This is a genomic window from Deinococcus alpinitundrae (assembly GCF_009982895.1).
GTDB classification, from domain to species: domain Bacteria; phylum Deinococcota; class Deinococci; order Deinococcales; family Deinococcaceae; genus Deinococcus; species Deinococcus alpinitundrae.
On the sequence record NZ_WXZL01000002.1, the window covers coordinates 318,649 to 334,393 of the forward strand.

14 protein-coding genes and 2 pseudogenes are annotated in these 15,745 nt (G+C 64.9%); 11 read left to right on the top strand and 5 right to left on the bottom strand.

All coding sequences use genetic code 11. From position 1 onward, the window contains the following. Positions 1 to 52: 52 nt before the first annotated feature. Complete coding sequence (locus tag GUI70_RS03130) at positions 53 to 1,576, bottom strand: ABC transporter substrate-binding protein (protein WP_161880829.1); 1,524 nt, start codon at positions 1,574 to 1,576, stop codon at positions 53 to 55. Positions 1,577 to 1,680: 104 nt separating this feature from the next. Between GUI70_RS03130 and GUI70_RS03135 the strand changes: the two genes are divergently transcribed. The 4 genes from GUI70_RS03135 to GUI70_RS03150 all read left to right on the top strand — a co-directional run bounded on the left by GUI70_RS03135 (position 1,681) and on the right by GUI70_RS03150 (position 6,260). Next, positions 1,681 to 2,856 (top strand): anhydro-N-acetylmuramic acid kinase, encoded by a 1,176-nt coding sequence (locus tag GUI70_RS03135; RefSeq protein WP_237724661.1) that lies wholly within the window; start codon positions 1,681 to 1,683, stop codon positions 2,854 to 2,856. Positions 2,857 to 2,977: 121 nt separating this feature from the next. Next, positions 2,978 to 4,543 (top strand): S8 family peptidase, encoded by a 1,566-nt coding sequence (locus GUI70_RS03140; RefSeq protein WP_161880830.1) that lies wholly within the window; start codon positions 2,978 to 2,980, stop codon positions 4,541 to 4,543. 38 nt (positions 4,544 to 4,581) lie between these two features. Next, positions 4,582 to 5,958, top strand: a complete 1,377-nt coding sequence (locus GUI70_RS03145) for an MFS transporter (RefSeq protein ID WP_161880831.1) — start codon at positions 4,582 to 4,584, stop codon at positions 5,956 to 5,958. Positions 5,959 to 5,975: 17 nt separating this feature from the next. Beyond that, positions 5,976 to 6,260 (top strand): cupin domain-containing protein, encoded by a 285-nt coding sequence (locus tag GUI70_RS03150; RefSeq protein ID WP_161880832.1) that lies wholly within the window; start codon positions 5,976 to 5,978, stop codon positions 6,258 to 6,260. A gap of 93 nt (positions 6,261 to 6,353) precedes the next feature. Here the strand turns inward: GUI70_RS03150 and GUI70_RS03155 are convergent, their stop codons facing one another. Then, the gene (locus GUI70_RS03155) at positions 6,354 to 7,424 is read right to left on the bottom strand and encodes an alpha-hydroxy acid oxidase (protein WP_161880833.1); all 1,071 of its coding nucleotides are present in this window, start codon (positions 7,422 to 7,424) and stop codon (positions 6,354 to 6,356) included. 63 nt (positions 7,425 to 7,487) lie between these two features. Between GUI70_RS03155 and GUI70_RS03160 the strand changes: the two genes are divergently transcribed. Together GUI70_RS03160 and GUI70_RS03165 are read left to right on the top strand one after the other, a co-directional pair. Further along, a complete protein-coding gene (locus GUI70_RS03160) occupies positions 7,488 to 8,876 on the top strand; it encodes an FAD-binding oxidoreductase (protein ID WP_237724662.1) in 1,389 nt (462 codons plus the stop codon). Positions 8,877 to 8,982: 106 nt separating this feature from the next. Beyond that, positions 8,983 to 9,903, top strand: a complete 921-nt coding sequence (locus GUI70_RS03165; protein WP_237724663.1) for a lysophospholipid acyltransferase family protein — start codon at positions 8,983 to 8,985, stop codon at positions 9,901 to 9,903. 23 nt (positions 9,904 to 9,926) lie between these two features. Here GUI70_RS03165 and GUI70_RS03170 read toward each other — a convergent pair whose 3' ends face one another. Then, positions 9,927 to 10,694, bottom strand: a complete 768-nt coding sequence (locus GUI70_RS03170; RefSeq protein ID WP_161880834.1) for an SDR family oxidoreductase — start codon at positions 10,692 to 10,694, stop codon at positions 9,927 to 9,929. Positions 10,695 to 10,773: 79 nt separating this feature from the next. Between GUI70_RS03170 and GUI70_RS24195 the strand changes: the two genes are divergently transcribed. Both GUI70_RS24195 and GUI70_RS24200 read left to right on the top strand, forming a co-directional pair. Then, the gene (locus GUI70_RS24195) at positions 10,774 to 11,061 is read left to right on the top strand and encodes a hypothetical protein (RefSeq protein ID WP_237724668.1); all 288 of its coding nucleotides are present in this window, start codon (positions 10,774 to 10,776) and stop codon (positions 11,059 to 11,061) included. Further along, positions 11,000 to 11,218 (top strand): winged helix-turn-helix transcriptional regulator, encoded by a 219-nt coding sequence (locus GUI70_RS24200; protein ID WP_237724664.1) that lies wholly within the window; start codon positions 11,000 to 11,002, stop codon positions 11,216 to 11,218. Before GUI70_RS24195 ends, GUI70_RS24200 begins: the two co-directional genes overlap by 62 nt. 434 nt (positions 11,219 to 11,652) lie before the next feature. On the opposite strand, the gene GUI70_RS03180 is transcribed toward GUI70_RS24200, so the two are convergent. Beyond that, complete coding sequence (locus tag GUI70_RS03180; RefSeq protein ID WP_161880835.1) at positions 11,653 to 12,576, bottom strand: ParB/RepB/Spo0J family partition protein; 924 nt, start codon at positions 12,574 to 12,576, stop codon at positions 11,653 to 11,655. Beyond that, positions 12,573 to 13,268 (bottom strand): nucleotide-binding protein, encoded by a 696-nt coding sequence (locus GUI70_RS03185; protein WP_161880836.1) that lies wholly within the window; start codon positions 13,266 to 13,268, stop codon positions 12,573 to 12,575. Before GUI70_RS03185 ends, GUI70_RS03180 begins: the two co-directional genes overlap by 4 nt. Before the next feature lie 385 nt (positions 13,269 to 13,653). Between GUI70_RS03185 and GUI70_RS03190 the strand changes: the two genes are divergently transcribed. From GUI70_RS03190 to GUI70_RS03200, 3 genes and pseudogenes are all read left to right on the top strand, one after another. After that, entirely contained in the window at positions 13,654 to 14,550 is an 897-nt protein-coding gene (locus GUI70_RS03190) for an SDR family oxidoreductase (protein ID WP_161880837.1), read from the top strand. A gap of 244 nt (positions 14,551 to 14,794) precedes the next feature. Further along, positions 14,795 to 15,268: pseudogene (locus GUI70_RS03195) on the top strand (SDR family NAD(P)-dependent oxidoreductase); the annotation flags it as partial. A gap of 141 nt (positions 15,269 to 15,409) precedes the next feature. Further along, positions 15,410 to 15,745 (top strand): annotated as a pseudogene (locus GUI70_RS03200) (IS4 family transposase); the annotation flags it as partial.

Here is a 15,745-nt window from a genome sequence, read left to right on the forward strand (position 1 = left end):
ACGGACCTAGCGGAAAACGGGCAGTCCCTGGACGCCCCGCATCCTCACCCGCCTACTTCCCGAGCCAGGTGGTCTTGAAGGCCGCCAGGGAGCGCGTGGGGTTGGGCGTGAAGCCGTTGACGTTGCTCTGCGCCGCCGAGTAGAGCGCGCCGTAGGCAAGGAAGGCCAGCGGGCCTTTGCAGGCCACCAGCTGTTGCAACTGGGTGTAGATCTGGATGCGCTTGCCGGTGGTGGTGGCGCTGCGGCCCTGCTCCAGGAGTTTATCGACTGCGGCGTCCGCGTACTTGAAGACGTTGGTGGAGCCGCCGGAAATCAACGTGCGGTAAAGCTGGCCGTCGGGATCCACCGAGCCGCCGTTGAGCGACACGAAGGCGTCGAAGTTGGAGTTGCGCCAGTTCTGCACGAAGCTGCCGAACTCCTGAACGTCGATCTTGGCCCGGAAGCCCGAGGCGGCCAGTTCGGCTTGCAGCACCTGTGCGGCGTCCGAGACGGTCTTGATGGTATTGAAGGTCAGAATCGAGAAGTCCACGCCGCCCGGATACCCGGCCTGCTTGAGCAGTTCCTTGGCCTTGTCGGGGTTGTGGGTGTAGCAGGCAAAGCTGCTGACCGGCTGGGCGTACTGCTTGACGGCGGGCGGAATCGGGCCGGCCGGAACCGCGTCGCCGAAATACACGCCCTGCACGATCTCGGGGCGGTTAATGGCGTAGTTGAGCGCCTCGCGCACACGTGGATCGTTGAACGGTTTGCGGGTCACGTTGACGCCCAAGAGGCTATACGAGAGATCCTGCGACTTGATCAACTTGATGCCCGCCGCATTCTTGAGGGTGGCGGCCAGGCTCGCGTCGATGTTCGGCAGGAACTGGTACGTGCCGCTTTGCAGGCCGACTTGCCGGGTGGAGGCGTCCGGCACGATGTTGTACTTCAGCGCGTCGAGGTACGGCTGGCCCTTGGCCCAGTAATTGGGATTCTTGGCAAGCTGCACGTAGGTGTCCGGCACCCACTCCTTGAGCGAGAAGGGACCGGTACCCACCGCCTTGCGCTGCAGATCGCCGCCGCCCGTCACGTACTTCTTGTCCACGATGGCGATGGTGGCGACCTCGCTCAGAAAGGGCGCGAAGGGCTTACTCAGCACGAAACTGACTTCCAGCGGTCCCGTCACCTTGATGTCTTTCACGGCGCTGAGGCGGCTGGCGAGCGGCGAGGCTGTTTTGGGGTCTTTGACCCGGTCCATGCTGTATTCCACGTCGGCAGCGGTCAGGGGATCGCCGTTGTGGAACTTGACATTGGAGCGCAGGGTAAAGGTGTAGGTCAGGCCGTCCTTGCTCTTGACATACTTGCTCGCCAGCAGCGGCTTGATCTTGAGGCTGGCGTCCACGTCGAGCAGCCCCTCGTAGATCTGCCCGGTCACCACGAAGGTGGAAAAGGCCGTCGCCACGTGCGGGTCCAGGCCCACCGGCGACTGATCCACCGCGATCTGGAGGGTGCCGCCCCGCGCGACGCTCTGGGCCTGGACGAACGGAACCTGGCTGCCGCACAGCAGCGCGGCGCAAACGACCCACTTGGCGCAATGCTTCATTCGTTCCTCCCGGCCCACCGCACAGCAGGCCCCAACTCTGCTTTAAACGTATGGGGGAGTCTAGCTGGACAACTGGTGGTATGCAAGTGGTATTATCCGCGCCAATGCAGACTTCGCCGAAAGGTCGCCCACCCCGGGTCCTGGGCCTGATGACCGGCACCAGCGTGGACGGCATCGACGCGGTGCTGACCGAGCTGCCCGGCTATCCGGCGTTGGGTACGTTCGGTGCGGCCCCGGTCCTGGGCGGCCCCGCGCCGCGCGCGGCGGTGCTGGCCCACCAGTTCACCCCGTTCCGGGACGATCTGCGCACGGCCCTGCTCGCCGCTGGCCGCAACGAGGCCACCACCAGCGACCTGACGCAGCTGGGTTTCTGGCTGGGCGAGGTGCTGGCCGAAGCCGCCGCCGAACTCGCCCGCGACGCCGACCTGATCGCCAGCCACGGCCAGACGGTGCACCACATTCCTCACCTGGACGCGCCGCGCGGCTGGCACACCCGCTCCACCCTGCAGATCGGTGAGGCGGCGGTGATCGTGGAGCGTACCGGCAAGCCGGTCATCTCGGATTTCCGCCCGCCCGACCTGGCGGCCGGTGGGCAGGCCGCGCCGCTGGTGCCGTTTGCCGACCGCATCATGTACGCCGAGGCGGGCTTGCGCCGGGCCGTTCACAACCTCGGCGGCATCAGCAACCTGACCTACCTGCCAGGGCTCGACGAAGCGGGCGTGGTCGCGTTCGACACCGGGCCAGCCAACGCCCTGATCGATGAGGCCGCCGAACTCTTCGGCAAGAGGCAAGACGAGGGCGGTCAGATGGGCGCGGGCGGGCACGTCGCCGAGAGCCTGATTCAGATCTGGCTGAACGATCCGTATCTCAGCGCCGCACCGCCCAAATCGACCGGGCGCGAGAGATGGAATTTGCAGAGCCTGCCGGGCGTCTTCGAACTCGCTCCGCAAGACATCGCCGCCAGCGTCACCGCCTTCAGCGCCCTGAGCATCGCCGACGCTTACCGGCGCTTCGTGACGCCGCTGGGCCTCGACGAGATCGTGGTGGCGGGCGGCGGCGCGTTTAACCCCACGCTGATGAGCCATCTGCGGGCGGCGCTCTCCCCCATTCCGGTGCTGACTTTCGAGGAGCGCGGCTGGAACTCGGCGGCCCGTGAAGCGGCGGCCTTCGCCGTGCTGGGCTACTACGCATATCAGGGCTGGCGCAATACCCTACCGCAAACGACGGGCGCGCGGCACGCCGTCATTGCCGGAAAGTTGTCACGGTCCTGGCGAGAGTGAACAGGCCCGGCTGAACGGGCCGAACTGAACTGTGACGACCCTGACGCGCGGCTGACGAATTCTCAAGCTGTTCTCACAACTGCTTCAGGGCGCGTCAGCCACAGGCTCCTAGGCTGAACGCATGATGAGACGCGCACTCTCTTTGCTGTCGGCGCTCACCTTGATCGGTCTGGGCAGTGCCTCGGCGGGTCGGCTCTCCCCGGCGCTGCTGGAACGGGCAGCGGCGCATGACAGTAAGCCCATCAGCGTGATCGTCCGCTTCAATTTCAAGAACAACGGGCGGGGCCGGTCTCTCTTCAAGGCGCTGCGCCGCCAGCTCAAAGAAAGTCGCGCCAAGCTGGGGCCAGCTTCGAGCCTGGTCAATTCCGCCATGAAAGGCGGCAGCGAGCTGTGGCTCTACCAGTCCATCGCGCTCAAGCTCTCGCCAGTGCAGGTCCTCCAGCTCGCCAGCCTGCCGATCGTGGACGAGGTCTTCGAAAACTTCAAGGTCAGGTTGCCGAAGGTGATGGCGCTGGACACCGGTTCGTCGGTCACGGCAGCTGGGCAGAGCAATTCGTTTGACCCACTGAACATGATCGGAGCCAGAACTGCCCAGACCGCCGGGTTCCGGGGGCAGGGGGTGCGGATCGGGCACCTCGATACCGGCGTGGACCCCGATCACCCCGAGCTTCGCGGCAAGATCGCGGCCTTCGCCGAGTTCGGGGCGGCGGGCCAGCGGGTGCCGGGCAGCAGCGCGCACGACAGCGCCGAGCACGGCACCCACACGGCGGGGCTGCTGGTGGGCAACACCCTGGGCGTGGCCCCCGACGCCCAGCTGATCAGCGCCCTGGTGCTGCCGGGCGGCGAGGGCACCTTCGCCCAGGTGATCGCGGGCATGCAGTGGGTGCTGGACCCCGACAACAACGCCGACACCGACGACGGCGCGAACGTGGTCAGCATGAGCCTCGGCCTGCCGGGTGACCATCCCGAATTCGCCCTGCCGGTGCAGAATCTGCTGGCGGCGGGCGTGGTGCCGGTCTTCGCCATCGGCAACTTTGGCCCAGGCGCGGGCAGTACCGGCAGCCCCGGCAACCTGCCCGACGTGATCGGGGTGGGCGCGGTCGATCAGCAGGGTGAGGTCGCACCATTCAGCAGCCGGGGGCCGGTCACCTGGCCCGGCGCTGAGGGCAGCCCCCTCGTCAAACCCGACGTGGTGGCTCCCGGCGTGGCGATCACCAGCAGCTTCCCCGGCAATTCGTCAGGCACCCTCTCGGGCACGTCACAGGCCGCACCGCTGGTGGCAGGTGCCGTGGCGGTGATGCTGGGGGCCAAGCCCGGCAGCAGCGTGGACGCCGTCAAGCAGGCACTCTATTCCAGCGCGTCCAACCACGGCCAGCAGGACAACGCCAGCGGGTACGGTCTGATCGATCTGCCTGCCGCGCTTGCCCGGCTGGGCGTCGGCGTCGCGTCCAAGGCGACGTCTCCCACTTCAGCCACGCCGCCAGTCGGGCCGCCGGGCTACGCCTTCTGCGTGCCGGAAGGCCAGCTTTGCACCTTCAGCGGCCAGAAGCAGGTCGCTTTCGGAGCGCAGGGCCGCTACCTGTCGGGGCTGACCAGCGACGGTTTCAACTGCACGGTAGCCGAGTGGGGCAGCGATCCGCTGCCGGGAGTCGCCAAAGCCTGCTACACGCGGGACGTGAACCCGTAGCCGCAAGGCCACTCGGCTCGCCCCGCTACACTGAGCCGGTGAGCCATGCCGCCGACCGTCCAGCCAACGGATTTCGCACCTTCGTGACGCTGTGGGGCAGTCAGGCCGTCTCGGTGCTCGGCTCGGCGCTTTCGGCCTTTGCCTTCAACATTTACCTGGCCCAGACGGTGTTTCCGCTGGAATCGCAAAAGCCGCAACTGGCCCTGGCCCTGTCGGCGACGGCCCTGGCCTTGACCCTGACGGCCATGCTGGGCGCTCCGCTGGCAGGCGTCTGGGCCGACCGGCACGACCGGCGCAAGACCATGCTCGGCTGTGATCTGTTGAGTGCGGCGGCAGCCCTGAGCACTGGACTCCTGATGCTGTACCTGCGGCCTTCCTTCTGGGCACTGATTCCGCTGGTGGCGCTGACGGGGTTGGTGGGCAGCTTTCACGTCAGTGCCTTCGATACCAGTTACGCCACGCTGGTCAGCCCAGCCCAGTTGCCACGCGCCAACGGCATGATGCAGACCATTCAGTCGCTCTCCGGGCTGGCCTCGCCCGCCGTCGCCGCCCTGATCGTGGCGCTGCCCGCGCTGGCTCGCCAGCACCACGAACCCAGCTGGCTTTCCGGCTGGCAAAGCGGCGTGCCCCTGGCGTTTTTGCTGGACGCCTTCAGCTTTCTGTTTGCGGCGGCGGTGCTGACGCGCCTGAGCATTCCCTCGCCCCAGCCTGAAACGACGGCGCAGCGCAGTCTGCTGGCCGATGTGGGTTTCGGCTGGCGCTACATCCTGGACCGCCGCCCGCTGCTGTGGCTGCTGCTCACCTTTGCGCTGGCGAACTTCGTGTCGGGACCGCTGGGTGTCTTCGAGACCTTGCTCACCAAATACCAACTTGCGCCCGACTGGACGACTCGGGGCTACAGTTTTGCCACCGCCCTTGCACTGCTGACCACCCTGATCAGCGTTGGCGGCGTCGTTGGCGGGGTCGTCATCAGCACCTGGGGCGGCCTCAAGCGGCGGCGGGTGCTGGGCGTGCTGCTGCCGATGATCGTGATGGGAGCGGGACAATTCCTCTTCGGCGCGTCACACCAGCTGTATCTCAGCGGCGCGGCGCTGCTGCTCTTCGGGCTGACCTCGCCGGTTCTGAACGCCCACTCGCAGAGTATCTGGCAGGGTCAGGTGCCGCCTGCGCTGCAAGGCCGGGTGTTCAGCGTGCGGCGCTTGATCGCCCAGTTCACAGGGCCGCTGTCGATTGCCCTCACCAGCATCGCGGCAGTGGCCCTGCCGGTCGGGCCGCTTGTGATGGGTCTGGCTGGGCTGCTGATCGTCTTTTGCACCGTCCAGCTGTTCAATCCGGTCCTGAGGCGAGTGGAAGATCAGGCCGCGTTGGAAGCGGAAGCGGCGCGGCGCGGTGGGCAGCGGGCCGTCGCCAAATAGTTTTTAATAAAGCTGCTATGGAAAAACTCAGCTTGACCGCCGTCAATAACAAAAGTCAGTTCGCCGCCCTTCCCGCCCAGATCGGCACCCTTTTTTTTGCGGCGGGCACGGTATTGCCGCCCAACAGCCACACCCAGGACGAGATCTCGTTTATTCACAGCGGGGTGCTGAGAACCATCAGCGGCGGGCAAAGTGAGCTTGTGCGCGGCGGCGACGTGACCTTCATCCCGGCGGGCGAGCTTCATGAGGCTGAGGTGCTGGAGGACGTGACGCTGAGCTACGTGCTGCTGGAACGCTCCTAGAACAGTTGTCGAAAAGGCAACTCTTTTCAACCGAGCGTGCATGGCAGGGAGGTACCGTCCTGCCCAGGAATCTCCGGAGGTGGGACAAATGCGTTAAGGACTCCGCACCAGTTCCGGCCCCAGCTGTGCCAAGCACGTTTTGCCGCACAGCGCCATCGCCAGTCGCAGCTCGTCGGCCAGCAGCTGGAGGGTGTGGGCGACGCCCGCCTCGCCCGCCACCGCCAGGCCCCACAGCGCCGCGCGGCCCAGAAACACCGCGTCTGCGCCCAGCGCCAGCGCCTTGAGCACGTCGGTGCCGCGCGTGACGCCGCCGTCCAGGTAAATCTCACAGCGCCTGTTGACCGCCGCGCTGATCTCCGGCAGCATCTCGATGGCTGTCACCGCCGTGTCGAGTTGCCGCCCACCGTGGTTGCTGACCCAGACGTGACAGCCGTGCTCGGCGGCCAGCACGGCATCTTCGGGTGTCAGAATGCCCTTCAGGATAATCGGCAGCCGGGTCAGGCCACGCAGCCAGGCCAGGTCTTTCCAGCTCAGGGTGGTGTCGAGTAGCGAGACGAAGTAGTCCAGCGGGTGGGGATGGGCACCGCCGATGTTGGGCAGCGCCAGCGTGTCCGGCACGACCATCGGCAGCCGCTTGAGACGCTCGCGGCGGCCCAGGTAGGCAGCGTCAACCGTCAAGACGAGCGCGCTGGCCCCAGCAGCCTCGGCGCGCTGCACCAGAGCGCGGCTCACCTCGCGGTCGCGGTAGAGATAGAGCTGAAACCACCAGCTTCCCGGCGCGGCCTCGCCGACCTGCTCGATGGTGGAGTTGCTCAGGGTACTGAGGGTCATGACGCTGCCCAGACTGGCGGCGGCGCGGGCAGTGGCGCACTCGGCGTCCGGGTGGGCCAGACCGTGCAGGGCGCTGGGCGCGATTCCGATGGGCAATTTCAGCGGCGTCCCCAGCAGCGAGGTTGTCAGATCGATCTCTGAAATGTCGACCAGTACACGCGGTAGCAGGGCGAGCCGGGCATAGGAACCGCGGTTGGCCTGCACCGTCAGCTCGTCATTGGCCCCGCCGTCGTAATAACTCAGGGTGGTGGGCGCGAGCTGCGCTCTGGCGGCATCTTCCAGCTCGGCCAGATTCAGGAAGCTTTTCAGATCGGGAGCGTCGTGCAGTGTCATGCTCCAGCATAGCGGCACCCGGCCCAGAATCCCTGCCGGGAGCGCGGTACAATTCCACTGCCTATGACCCTCCCAATGGACACCCAGGCCCACGCCGAACTGCTCGGGCACTTCGGTGAGCGCTACTCGCAGGCCCCCGACGTGCTGGCGCAGCACGGGCAGGACGAGGGCGGAGCCGAGACCCGGCTGCCCGACGCGGTGGTGTTTGCCCGCAGCGAGGCCGATGTAAAGGTGGTACTGGACGTGGCGCGGCGCTTCTCGCTGCCGGTGACGCCCTTCGCGGCGGGCAGTAGCCTGGAAGGTCAGTTGGTGCCGGTGCGCGGCGGCCTCTCACTCGATGTGTCGCAGATGGATAAAGTCTTGGACGTGCAGCCGCAGGGCTTTCTGGCGACAGTGCAGCCGGGCGTGACCTACCCGGCGCTCAACAAACTGCTTCGCCCCCACGGCCTGTTCTTCCCGGTCGATCCCGGCGCTCCGGCCAGCCTGGGCGGCATGGCGGCCACCAACGCCTCCGGCACCGGGGCCGTGCGCTACGGCACCATGCGCGACAATGTGCTGGAACTGCGGGTCACATTACCCAGTGGTGAGGTTGTCCGGCTGGGCAGCAAGGCCCGTAAGAGCAGCGCCGGGTATGACCTCAAGAATTTGATGATCGGCTCGGAAGGCACGCTGGGCGTCATCACCGAACTCACCGTCAAGTTGCACCCGCTGCCTGCCCATTTGGCGGTGCTGCGCTGCCACTTCGAGAGCACCGAACTGGCGGCCCAGTGTGCAGCCAGCATCATGCAGGCGGGCCTGCAACCCGAACGACTCGAACTGATGGACGAGCGCCAGATGCGGGCCGTCAACTTGCATGAGGGCACGGCCTATCCCGAAGCCCCGACCCTCTGGATAGAGCTGGCCGCCCCCAGCCTCACGGCGCTCGACGAGTCGCTCAGCCTCTGCGCCGAGTTGTGCCGGGAAGGCGGCGCAGAGGGCCTGTTGACCGCCCGCAGCGAGGCCGAACGCGCCCAACTGTGGGAAGCCCGCCACCACGCCTACTACGCCGCCCGCGCCCTGCACCCCGGCCACCGTCTGCTGACCACCGATCTGTGCGTGCCACTGCATCAGCTGGCTCCAGTCATCGGATTCACCCACCGCCTATGCGTCGAGCACCGTCTGGACGCCAGCTTCGTGGGCCACGTCGGCGACGGCAACTTTCACGTGCTGTTTCACGCCCTGCCGGACGACGCTTCCACCTGGCAGGCCATCCACCAGGTCTACGACCGGATGGTCGGCGAGGCCTTGGCGGTGGGCGGCACCTGTAGCGGCGAACACGGCATCGGCCTGCACAAACCGCGCCACCTGGCCCGCGAGCACGGCGATCTGCTCGGCCTGATGCGCGGCGTCAAGGCGCTGTTCGATCCGCAGGGGCTGATGAATCCCGGCAAACTTTTCGAGGACAAAGGGTGAGCGCTGTGGTACAGATGCTGCCTGAACTTTTTCGGTCCGGGCAGCGTCACTTGATGGCCCATTCGCCACTTTTCCGCTGCCTCTCCCCTGCCCCGTCCGGTCCGAGGTGTTCCTGACCCCGACGACCATCCCACATCCCGACGACCCCATCAAGCTCCATTTCGCGCCGCAGGGCTGCCGGGAGCGGCTGAAGTTTGCGCTGCTGGGCCGCCCGCTGATCTGGAGCGAACTGCGCCGAGCTGGGCACTTGCCCACGCCTTTGTGCGGGCCGCAGCGCTTTCAGATGCAACAGCTATTCAGTCGCCACCTGCTCGGTCACCTTCAGGTCAAGCTGGAGTTGCGTGGGCTGGAGCACCTCGGCCCCGACGCGGCCATCAGCAGGCCGTATCTGATCGCCGCGCTGCACGAGGGCATCGCCGACGTGCTGTGTTTACTACAGTTGCCGCTGCCGATGCGCTTCGTGGCGCGGCAGGAGATTTTTGGCTGGCCGGAAGTGGGGCCGGCAATCACCCGGCTGGGCCATGTGGCCATCAATCCCGAGCATCCGCTGGGGGGATTCCGCGAGCTGTGGCGCAGAGCAGACGAGATCCTGGCAGGCGGCGAGAGCCTGGCAATCTTTCCGCAGGGTACGGTCATCGGTATCCAGAGTGATTTCCAGCGCGGCGTCTTCGAGCTGGCGCGGCGGCTGAGCGCCCCCATCCTGCCGGTAGCGATTTCCGGCAGCCACCGCGTCTGGGAGCATCCCTTTTCCCCCACGCTGCGCTACGGCCAGCGGGTGGCCCTCACCGTGTTGCCGCCGATCAGCGCTGAAGAAGTGCGCACTTCTGATCTGGACGCCCTGCGCATACGCACCCGCAGGGCCGCCAAGGCGGCGGCGCTGGCTCCCGGACGGCCGCCCGCCCGCTTCTTTGAACCTGACCGCGACGGTTACTGGGACGGCTACCAGCTCGACATCGACCCCGACTTTCCCGAGCTGGCGCGCAAGATGGCCGAGCACCGTGCCGCGCTGCTGCCAGACAGCGCCTGACCAAGCGGCCACGACAGGCCAGCTCAGCCCTTGCGGGACGCCACCAACATATCGTTCATCCGATGGAAAAAGGCGGCGTGCTCTCCGCGCTGCTCGGCAAAACGCTGGGCGTGGACACGCTGCACCAGCACCTCCTGCACGTCCGGCTGCTGGCTCAGAATGTCCATCGTCTCGGCGATGTAATCCTCCAGCGGCATGGCGTTGGGGTCGCTCGCCTGCCGCTCACCCTGAAGCCGCGTCCGCACGTAGGGCGGCACCAGTTCGATCACCTGCACAGCGGTGTCGGCGAGTTGATAGCGCATGGCCTGGGTGTAAGCGTGCATCGCCGCTTTGGTGGCACTGTAGGTCGGGTTGAGCGAGAGCGGCACGTAAGCCAGCCCCGAGGTGACGGTCAGCACGGCGGCGCGGGGCTGCCTGAGCAGGTGCGGCAGCAGTGCCGAGTTGAGCCGGATCGGGCCGAGCAGGTTGGTGGCAATATGCGCCTCGGCCACGTCCGCCGCCCCCTGCTTCAGGTCTTCCTCGGCCATCATGCCCGCGTTGTGAATCACTGCATTGAGCTGCGGGAAATCGCCGATGAGCTGCTGGGCAGCGCGCTGAATATCAGCCGCGTCGTCGACGTTCAGCGTGAGGGCCGTCATGCCGGGATGGGCCGCCGCCACCGCTTCCAGTGACTTCTGGTTGCGCCCAGTGATGATAACCGTATTGCCCAGCGCGTGAAACGCCGAGGCCAGCCCCTGTCCGATACCCGAATTGCCGCCCGTAATGAGAATGGTGTTGCCTGTCATTTGCATGGCCAGATAGTAGACCGAGTACGGGCGTTTGGGAAGAAAGCACCCAGAAGTGCTCTACTTACCTTAAAGAGAGTGACGTGTGACAAAGGAAAAGATTGAGTCCCACTTTTCTGATAGGCAACCACCCGACCAAGCCGACCCTGAACTGGACGCCCTGGTGGGCGGAATCATCGCGCGGGTGGCCGACCAGTGGACCATACTGATCCTGGAAACGCTGGAGGAATATGGCCGCCTCAACTTCACCCGTCTGGGCGAGCTTGTGGACATGAGTCAGATGATGCTCACCAAAACCCTGGGTCAGATGTATGACGGCAGCCCTTCTGACACGCACCGTCTACACAGTCATTCCACACAAAGTGGATTATGAGCTGACCGATCTGGGCCGCCCGCTGGGCACAGTATTCTGCGGGGCTTGGTACCGGGGCGAGCAATATCGGGGCGAGATTGAGGCGACGTGCCAGGCTTTTACCGAGCGGACCGGCGGGGTATTGCTGGAAGAGGCCTCTTCGCTGCCTAGGCGCTGAGCCGGCTTAATCCAGCCAGCCCGACCTCCTCAGCCCCAGCGCGGCAACCTAACAAATCATGTGGAGCGGTTTCACCGGGGTCGGCACCTGAACGGAACACAGCCACTCAAGGTACATCATTTGCCCACTTGCGGGGCGCTCGATCGACAGTACCCGCTTGGCAGTCGATGTTGTTGCTGTGGCTGCCGTCAGCCCAGCCTCCCCACGCCGACCACGGCCACATCTGTTTTAAGTGGGACGGAGCCATTCGCGTCGGTCCCGACATGAGCCAAGGAAGCAGATGTGCAGAGAGTAGTAAGCCGGACTAGCCCAACATGAAAACTCCCGCGCGGCAGGGTGAAGTGGCTCCGACAGCCGCTCTATTCAGTGCAGCCTAACAGAGTATCAGTTACACTTCCGCTCTGAATTACGTAATTCAGAGACACAGGTCTGGTTCAGTCGTTTAGCAACTCAGCCAATTCGCTGAGGAGCGCCTCGGCCCGCTGGCGACGGTCTGCTGGGAGCGCATTCAGGCGGCGGGCGGAGAGCTGACGCTTGATCGTGGCGAGTGGCGCGGCCCCTGGACCCGGCACCGGCTCCAGCTTGGCAAGTACTTCCCTGAGTTCGGCGTGGGTCAGATTTTTGTCGAGCACACGCCTGAGTAGGGTTTTGTGATGCTGCTGCGGCGCGCGGGCCAGCAGCACAGCCTTGCTGTAGTCCAGGCTGCCGTTCTGAACTGCACTGGCGATCAACTCCGGAAGCCGCAGAGCAGGCAGCCCATTGGTGACGAACGAGCGCCACTGCTCGCGGCCCAACTGGGCAAACAGGTGCTCAATCTGAGTGATTCGCTCCGGCTGGCTGTCCGGCTGAGCGCGCAGCTGTTTGAGCAACTGAACGGCCTCGATCGGAGTGATTTCGAAAAGCTGTGCCACCAAGCGCAACTTGTAGGTCACCTCATCATAGCGGTTGAGGTCCTCACGCTGAAGGTTTTCGACCGCCGAGATGGTTTCTGCCTCCGCCACACTCAGCTCACGCACCAGCACCGGTACCTCGGTCAGACCAGCCAGCTGGGCCGCCCGCCAGCGCCGTTCGCCGTAGACGATCTCGTAGTGTCCAGCATCGAGCGGGCGCACCATCAGCGGCTGCAGAACCCCTTGCACCTTGAGGCTCTCGGCCAGCTGCTGAAGCGACACCGGATCGAAGAAGCGGCGGGGCTGACGTGAGTTGGGCATCAGGGTACTGAGCGGCATCATCTGCTGCCCCGACTCTCCCGGCTCGGCAGGCAGGGCCGCGCCCGACAGTTGCAGTGAGCGGCTGAGCAGCGAACCGAGCGAGCTGCCCGGCTTTTGAGTGGGTTTCTGAAAACGATTCTTGGTCACGGCAAATCTCCCACCGCACTGCCGATCTCGGCCCAGATGAGCCGGAACTGGGCCAGCTCCGTTGGAATCTGGCCGAACACCTTCTCGTAAGCGCTCAGCGACTTGATGACCGTCTCGAGGCGTGGGTGCGCATTGAGGGCTTCGTTGGCTTCGTGGGCCATACCCTTCCGGGCGTCGAAGCGGTTGAGGACGATGGCGTAGTTGAACTTTTCCAGCGCCGCCTCCAGATCGGCCAGCAACTCCAAAGTGGTCGCCAGCCGGTCCACATCCAGCCCCGTCGGGAGCACCGGCACCAGCACCACGTCGGCCACTGTCGCGGCGCTCTTGAGCACCTCGCGATTGTTCGGCGGCGTGTCGATGATGACGGTGCGGCCCGCTCTGGCAAAATCACGCGCCTGACGCATTAAGCTGTTGCGCTCCGCCACGACCACCTCGAACGGCAAGCGGATGCCGTCCGCGTTGGCGTGCTGCTGCCAGCGCACCGCACTAACCTCCTCGTCGGCGTCCAGCACCACCACTGCCAGTCCCGCCTGGGCGACGGCGGTCGCCAAATGCATGGTGATGGTCGTTTTTCCCACGCCACCCTTGAGACTGGTCAGCGCGATGATCAGGCCAGGCTGTTGGGCTGCACTAGGCGCAGGTTCCGTTTCTTTCCGGCGCAGCTGGCCAGCACCTGCTCGTGTTGGGGTCATGGCTGAAGCCTAAGCGCGGGAGGGGAGAAAGGCAAGTTCTGAATTACGTAATTCAGGATCAAACGAGGCTCTGGAAAGGGTTTTGGTAGCTGACGTCAGATCGCACAAGGTGCAGGAGCTCAGTCCTTCACCCCACCAGAAGGTGAGCATCGATCTAGCATGCAGACGGCCACATCAGGCGTGCCAGCGGCCTTAAGGCCCGCTCAACAAACTCTCTCGCTTGTCGCAATGGCAACCCCCCGAACAAACGAGCACAGTAGCAGGCGTGTCCAGCCCAAGCGAATTGAGTCTGGCCCAATGAATGCAAAAGTGAGAGCAACGTCTGACCCTGCCAAGCGAAACGATCACTTTCCGATGAAGCTGAGAACAAGAGAAGGAGACCGAAATGAGTGACGACCAGACCACCAAGCAGGACCCCACCACGCAGTACCCGCAGCCGCCGTTTGACAAGCAGCCCCAGAGTGCACCCGGCTCGGTTCACGACATGACCCCAGCCCCCGACCACGGTGAGGAGAGCTACAAGGGATCGGGCCGCCTCGACGGGCGAAAGGCGCTGATCACTGGAGGAGATTCCGGCATTGGCCGCGCCGTCGCCATCGCCTTTGCTCGCGAAGGAGCCGACGTGGCCATCAACTACCTGCCCAGTGAGGAAGCCGACGCTCAGGAAGTCATTAAGCTGATCGAGGCCGCCGGACGCAAGGCGGTCGCATTGCCCGGCGACATCACCAGCGAGGCGTTCTGTACAAAGCTAGTCAGCGACGCGGCGGATCAGCTCGGTGGCCTGGATATCCTGGTGAACAATGCGGGCAAGCAGACGGCGCGAGAGAGCATCGCCGATATCAGCACCGAGCAGTTCGACGCCACCTTCAAAACGAACGTGTACGCGCTGTTCTGGATCAGCAAGGCGGCCCTGCCGCATCTGAAAGCGGGCGCGACAATCATCAACACCGCCTCGATTCAGGCGTCGCAGCCCTCGCCCAATCTGCTCGACTACGCCTCAACCAAGGCCGCCATCGTGGCCTTCACGCAGGCACTGGCGCAGCAGGTGGCCGAGCAGGGCATTCGCGCCAACGCCGTGGCTCCGGGACCCTATTGGACGCCTTTGCAACCGAGCGGCGGCCAGCCGCAGGACAAGATCGAGAAGTTTGGTGAATCCACGCCGCTGGGCCGTCCGGGTCAGCCCGCCGAGATTGCGCCCTTGTACGTGTTCCTGGCCTCGCAGGAATCGAGCTACAGCACCGGCGGCGTGTTCGGCAGCACTGGGGGCCTTCTGCTCGGCTGAACCCTGGGTCAGACATCTTCTGGTTGGGCTACTTACAAGACCCGTGAAATTTGACCGGAGGGGCAGGCGAACGGACTATGGAACTACAGAGGGCCCTCTTTTGGTGGGTCGTGGAGCTGAGCTGAATCCGCATTAGAGAGCGCTCGGCTGTCAGCCGGAGTCCGTCCCCCGCGTAGGCCATGAAGACTTCCTCGTCCACCCAGCCCACCGCCATGATCACCAGAGCCAGCGGTGCCCTCGGTGCAAAGTCTTGGTGCTCGACCCAACCGATCCCGGCACAGCGGCGGAACTGGCGTGTAAAAGCGAGCATTACCAGTGGCAGATCGAATTTCTGATCGACAACGTGGGCTTCACCACCTCCGGCGGATCCTCGCAGAGTGATCTCAGAACGCAACTTGATCTGTTTCAAGTCAATATCACGGCGCTTACAGAGCTGACACACCACTTTTTGCCGGACATGCTGGCGCGTGGGCGCGGACGGGTCCTCAACGTGGCGCCCACCGCCGCCTTCACGCCGGGGCCGCTGATGGCGACCTACTCCGCTTCCGAAGGCTACGTGCTGAGTCTTTTCGAAAGACTGGCTGAGGAAGTGCGCGGCTCGGGGGTGTACGTGACGGCGCTGTGCCCCAGCCCGGTTGAGACCGGCTTTCAGGCGCGGGCCACCTCTGGCCCAGCTGTTGATGCTCAGCGCGCTAGAAGTGGCCTGCCAAGGCATTGAGGCGATGGTGGGCGGCGACGCCGTACATGTGTCGGGGCTCAGTACCGAACAACTTTGGTTTAGGGCTGTTGTAGACGGGGAAAACCGTCGATCTCCCTGTTGTCCCTCGACAGGCACAGCCAAAAGCGGTGTGTTGAAGGAATGACCGTTTCAACCTCCAGTTACCCTCAGAGCACCGAACTGACGGAACACGACAAAGCGAACGTCCCGTTCCTGCGAATCGACACGCTGCAGCGTGTCGTGGACTTGGTGCTGGCCATGATCACCGCCCAGAGTGTTCATCACAGCGATCTGGCCCCACAGATGCCTGGCAGCAGTTCCCCCGAAGCTAAGAAACGGCGTGTGGAACGCGCTGTGCACGATGAGCAACTGACCATACAGGTCTTCCTGGCGTTGCTGCTGGTCCACCTTCCGCCGGGGAAGATCCTGATGAGCTTGGATCGAACGACCTGGGAGCACGGCGAAGCGCCGCTCAAC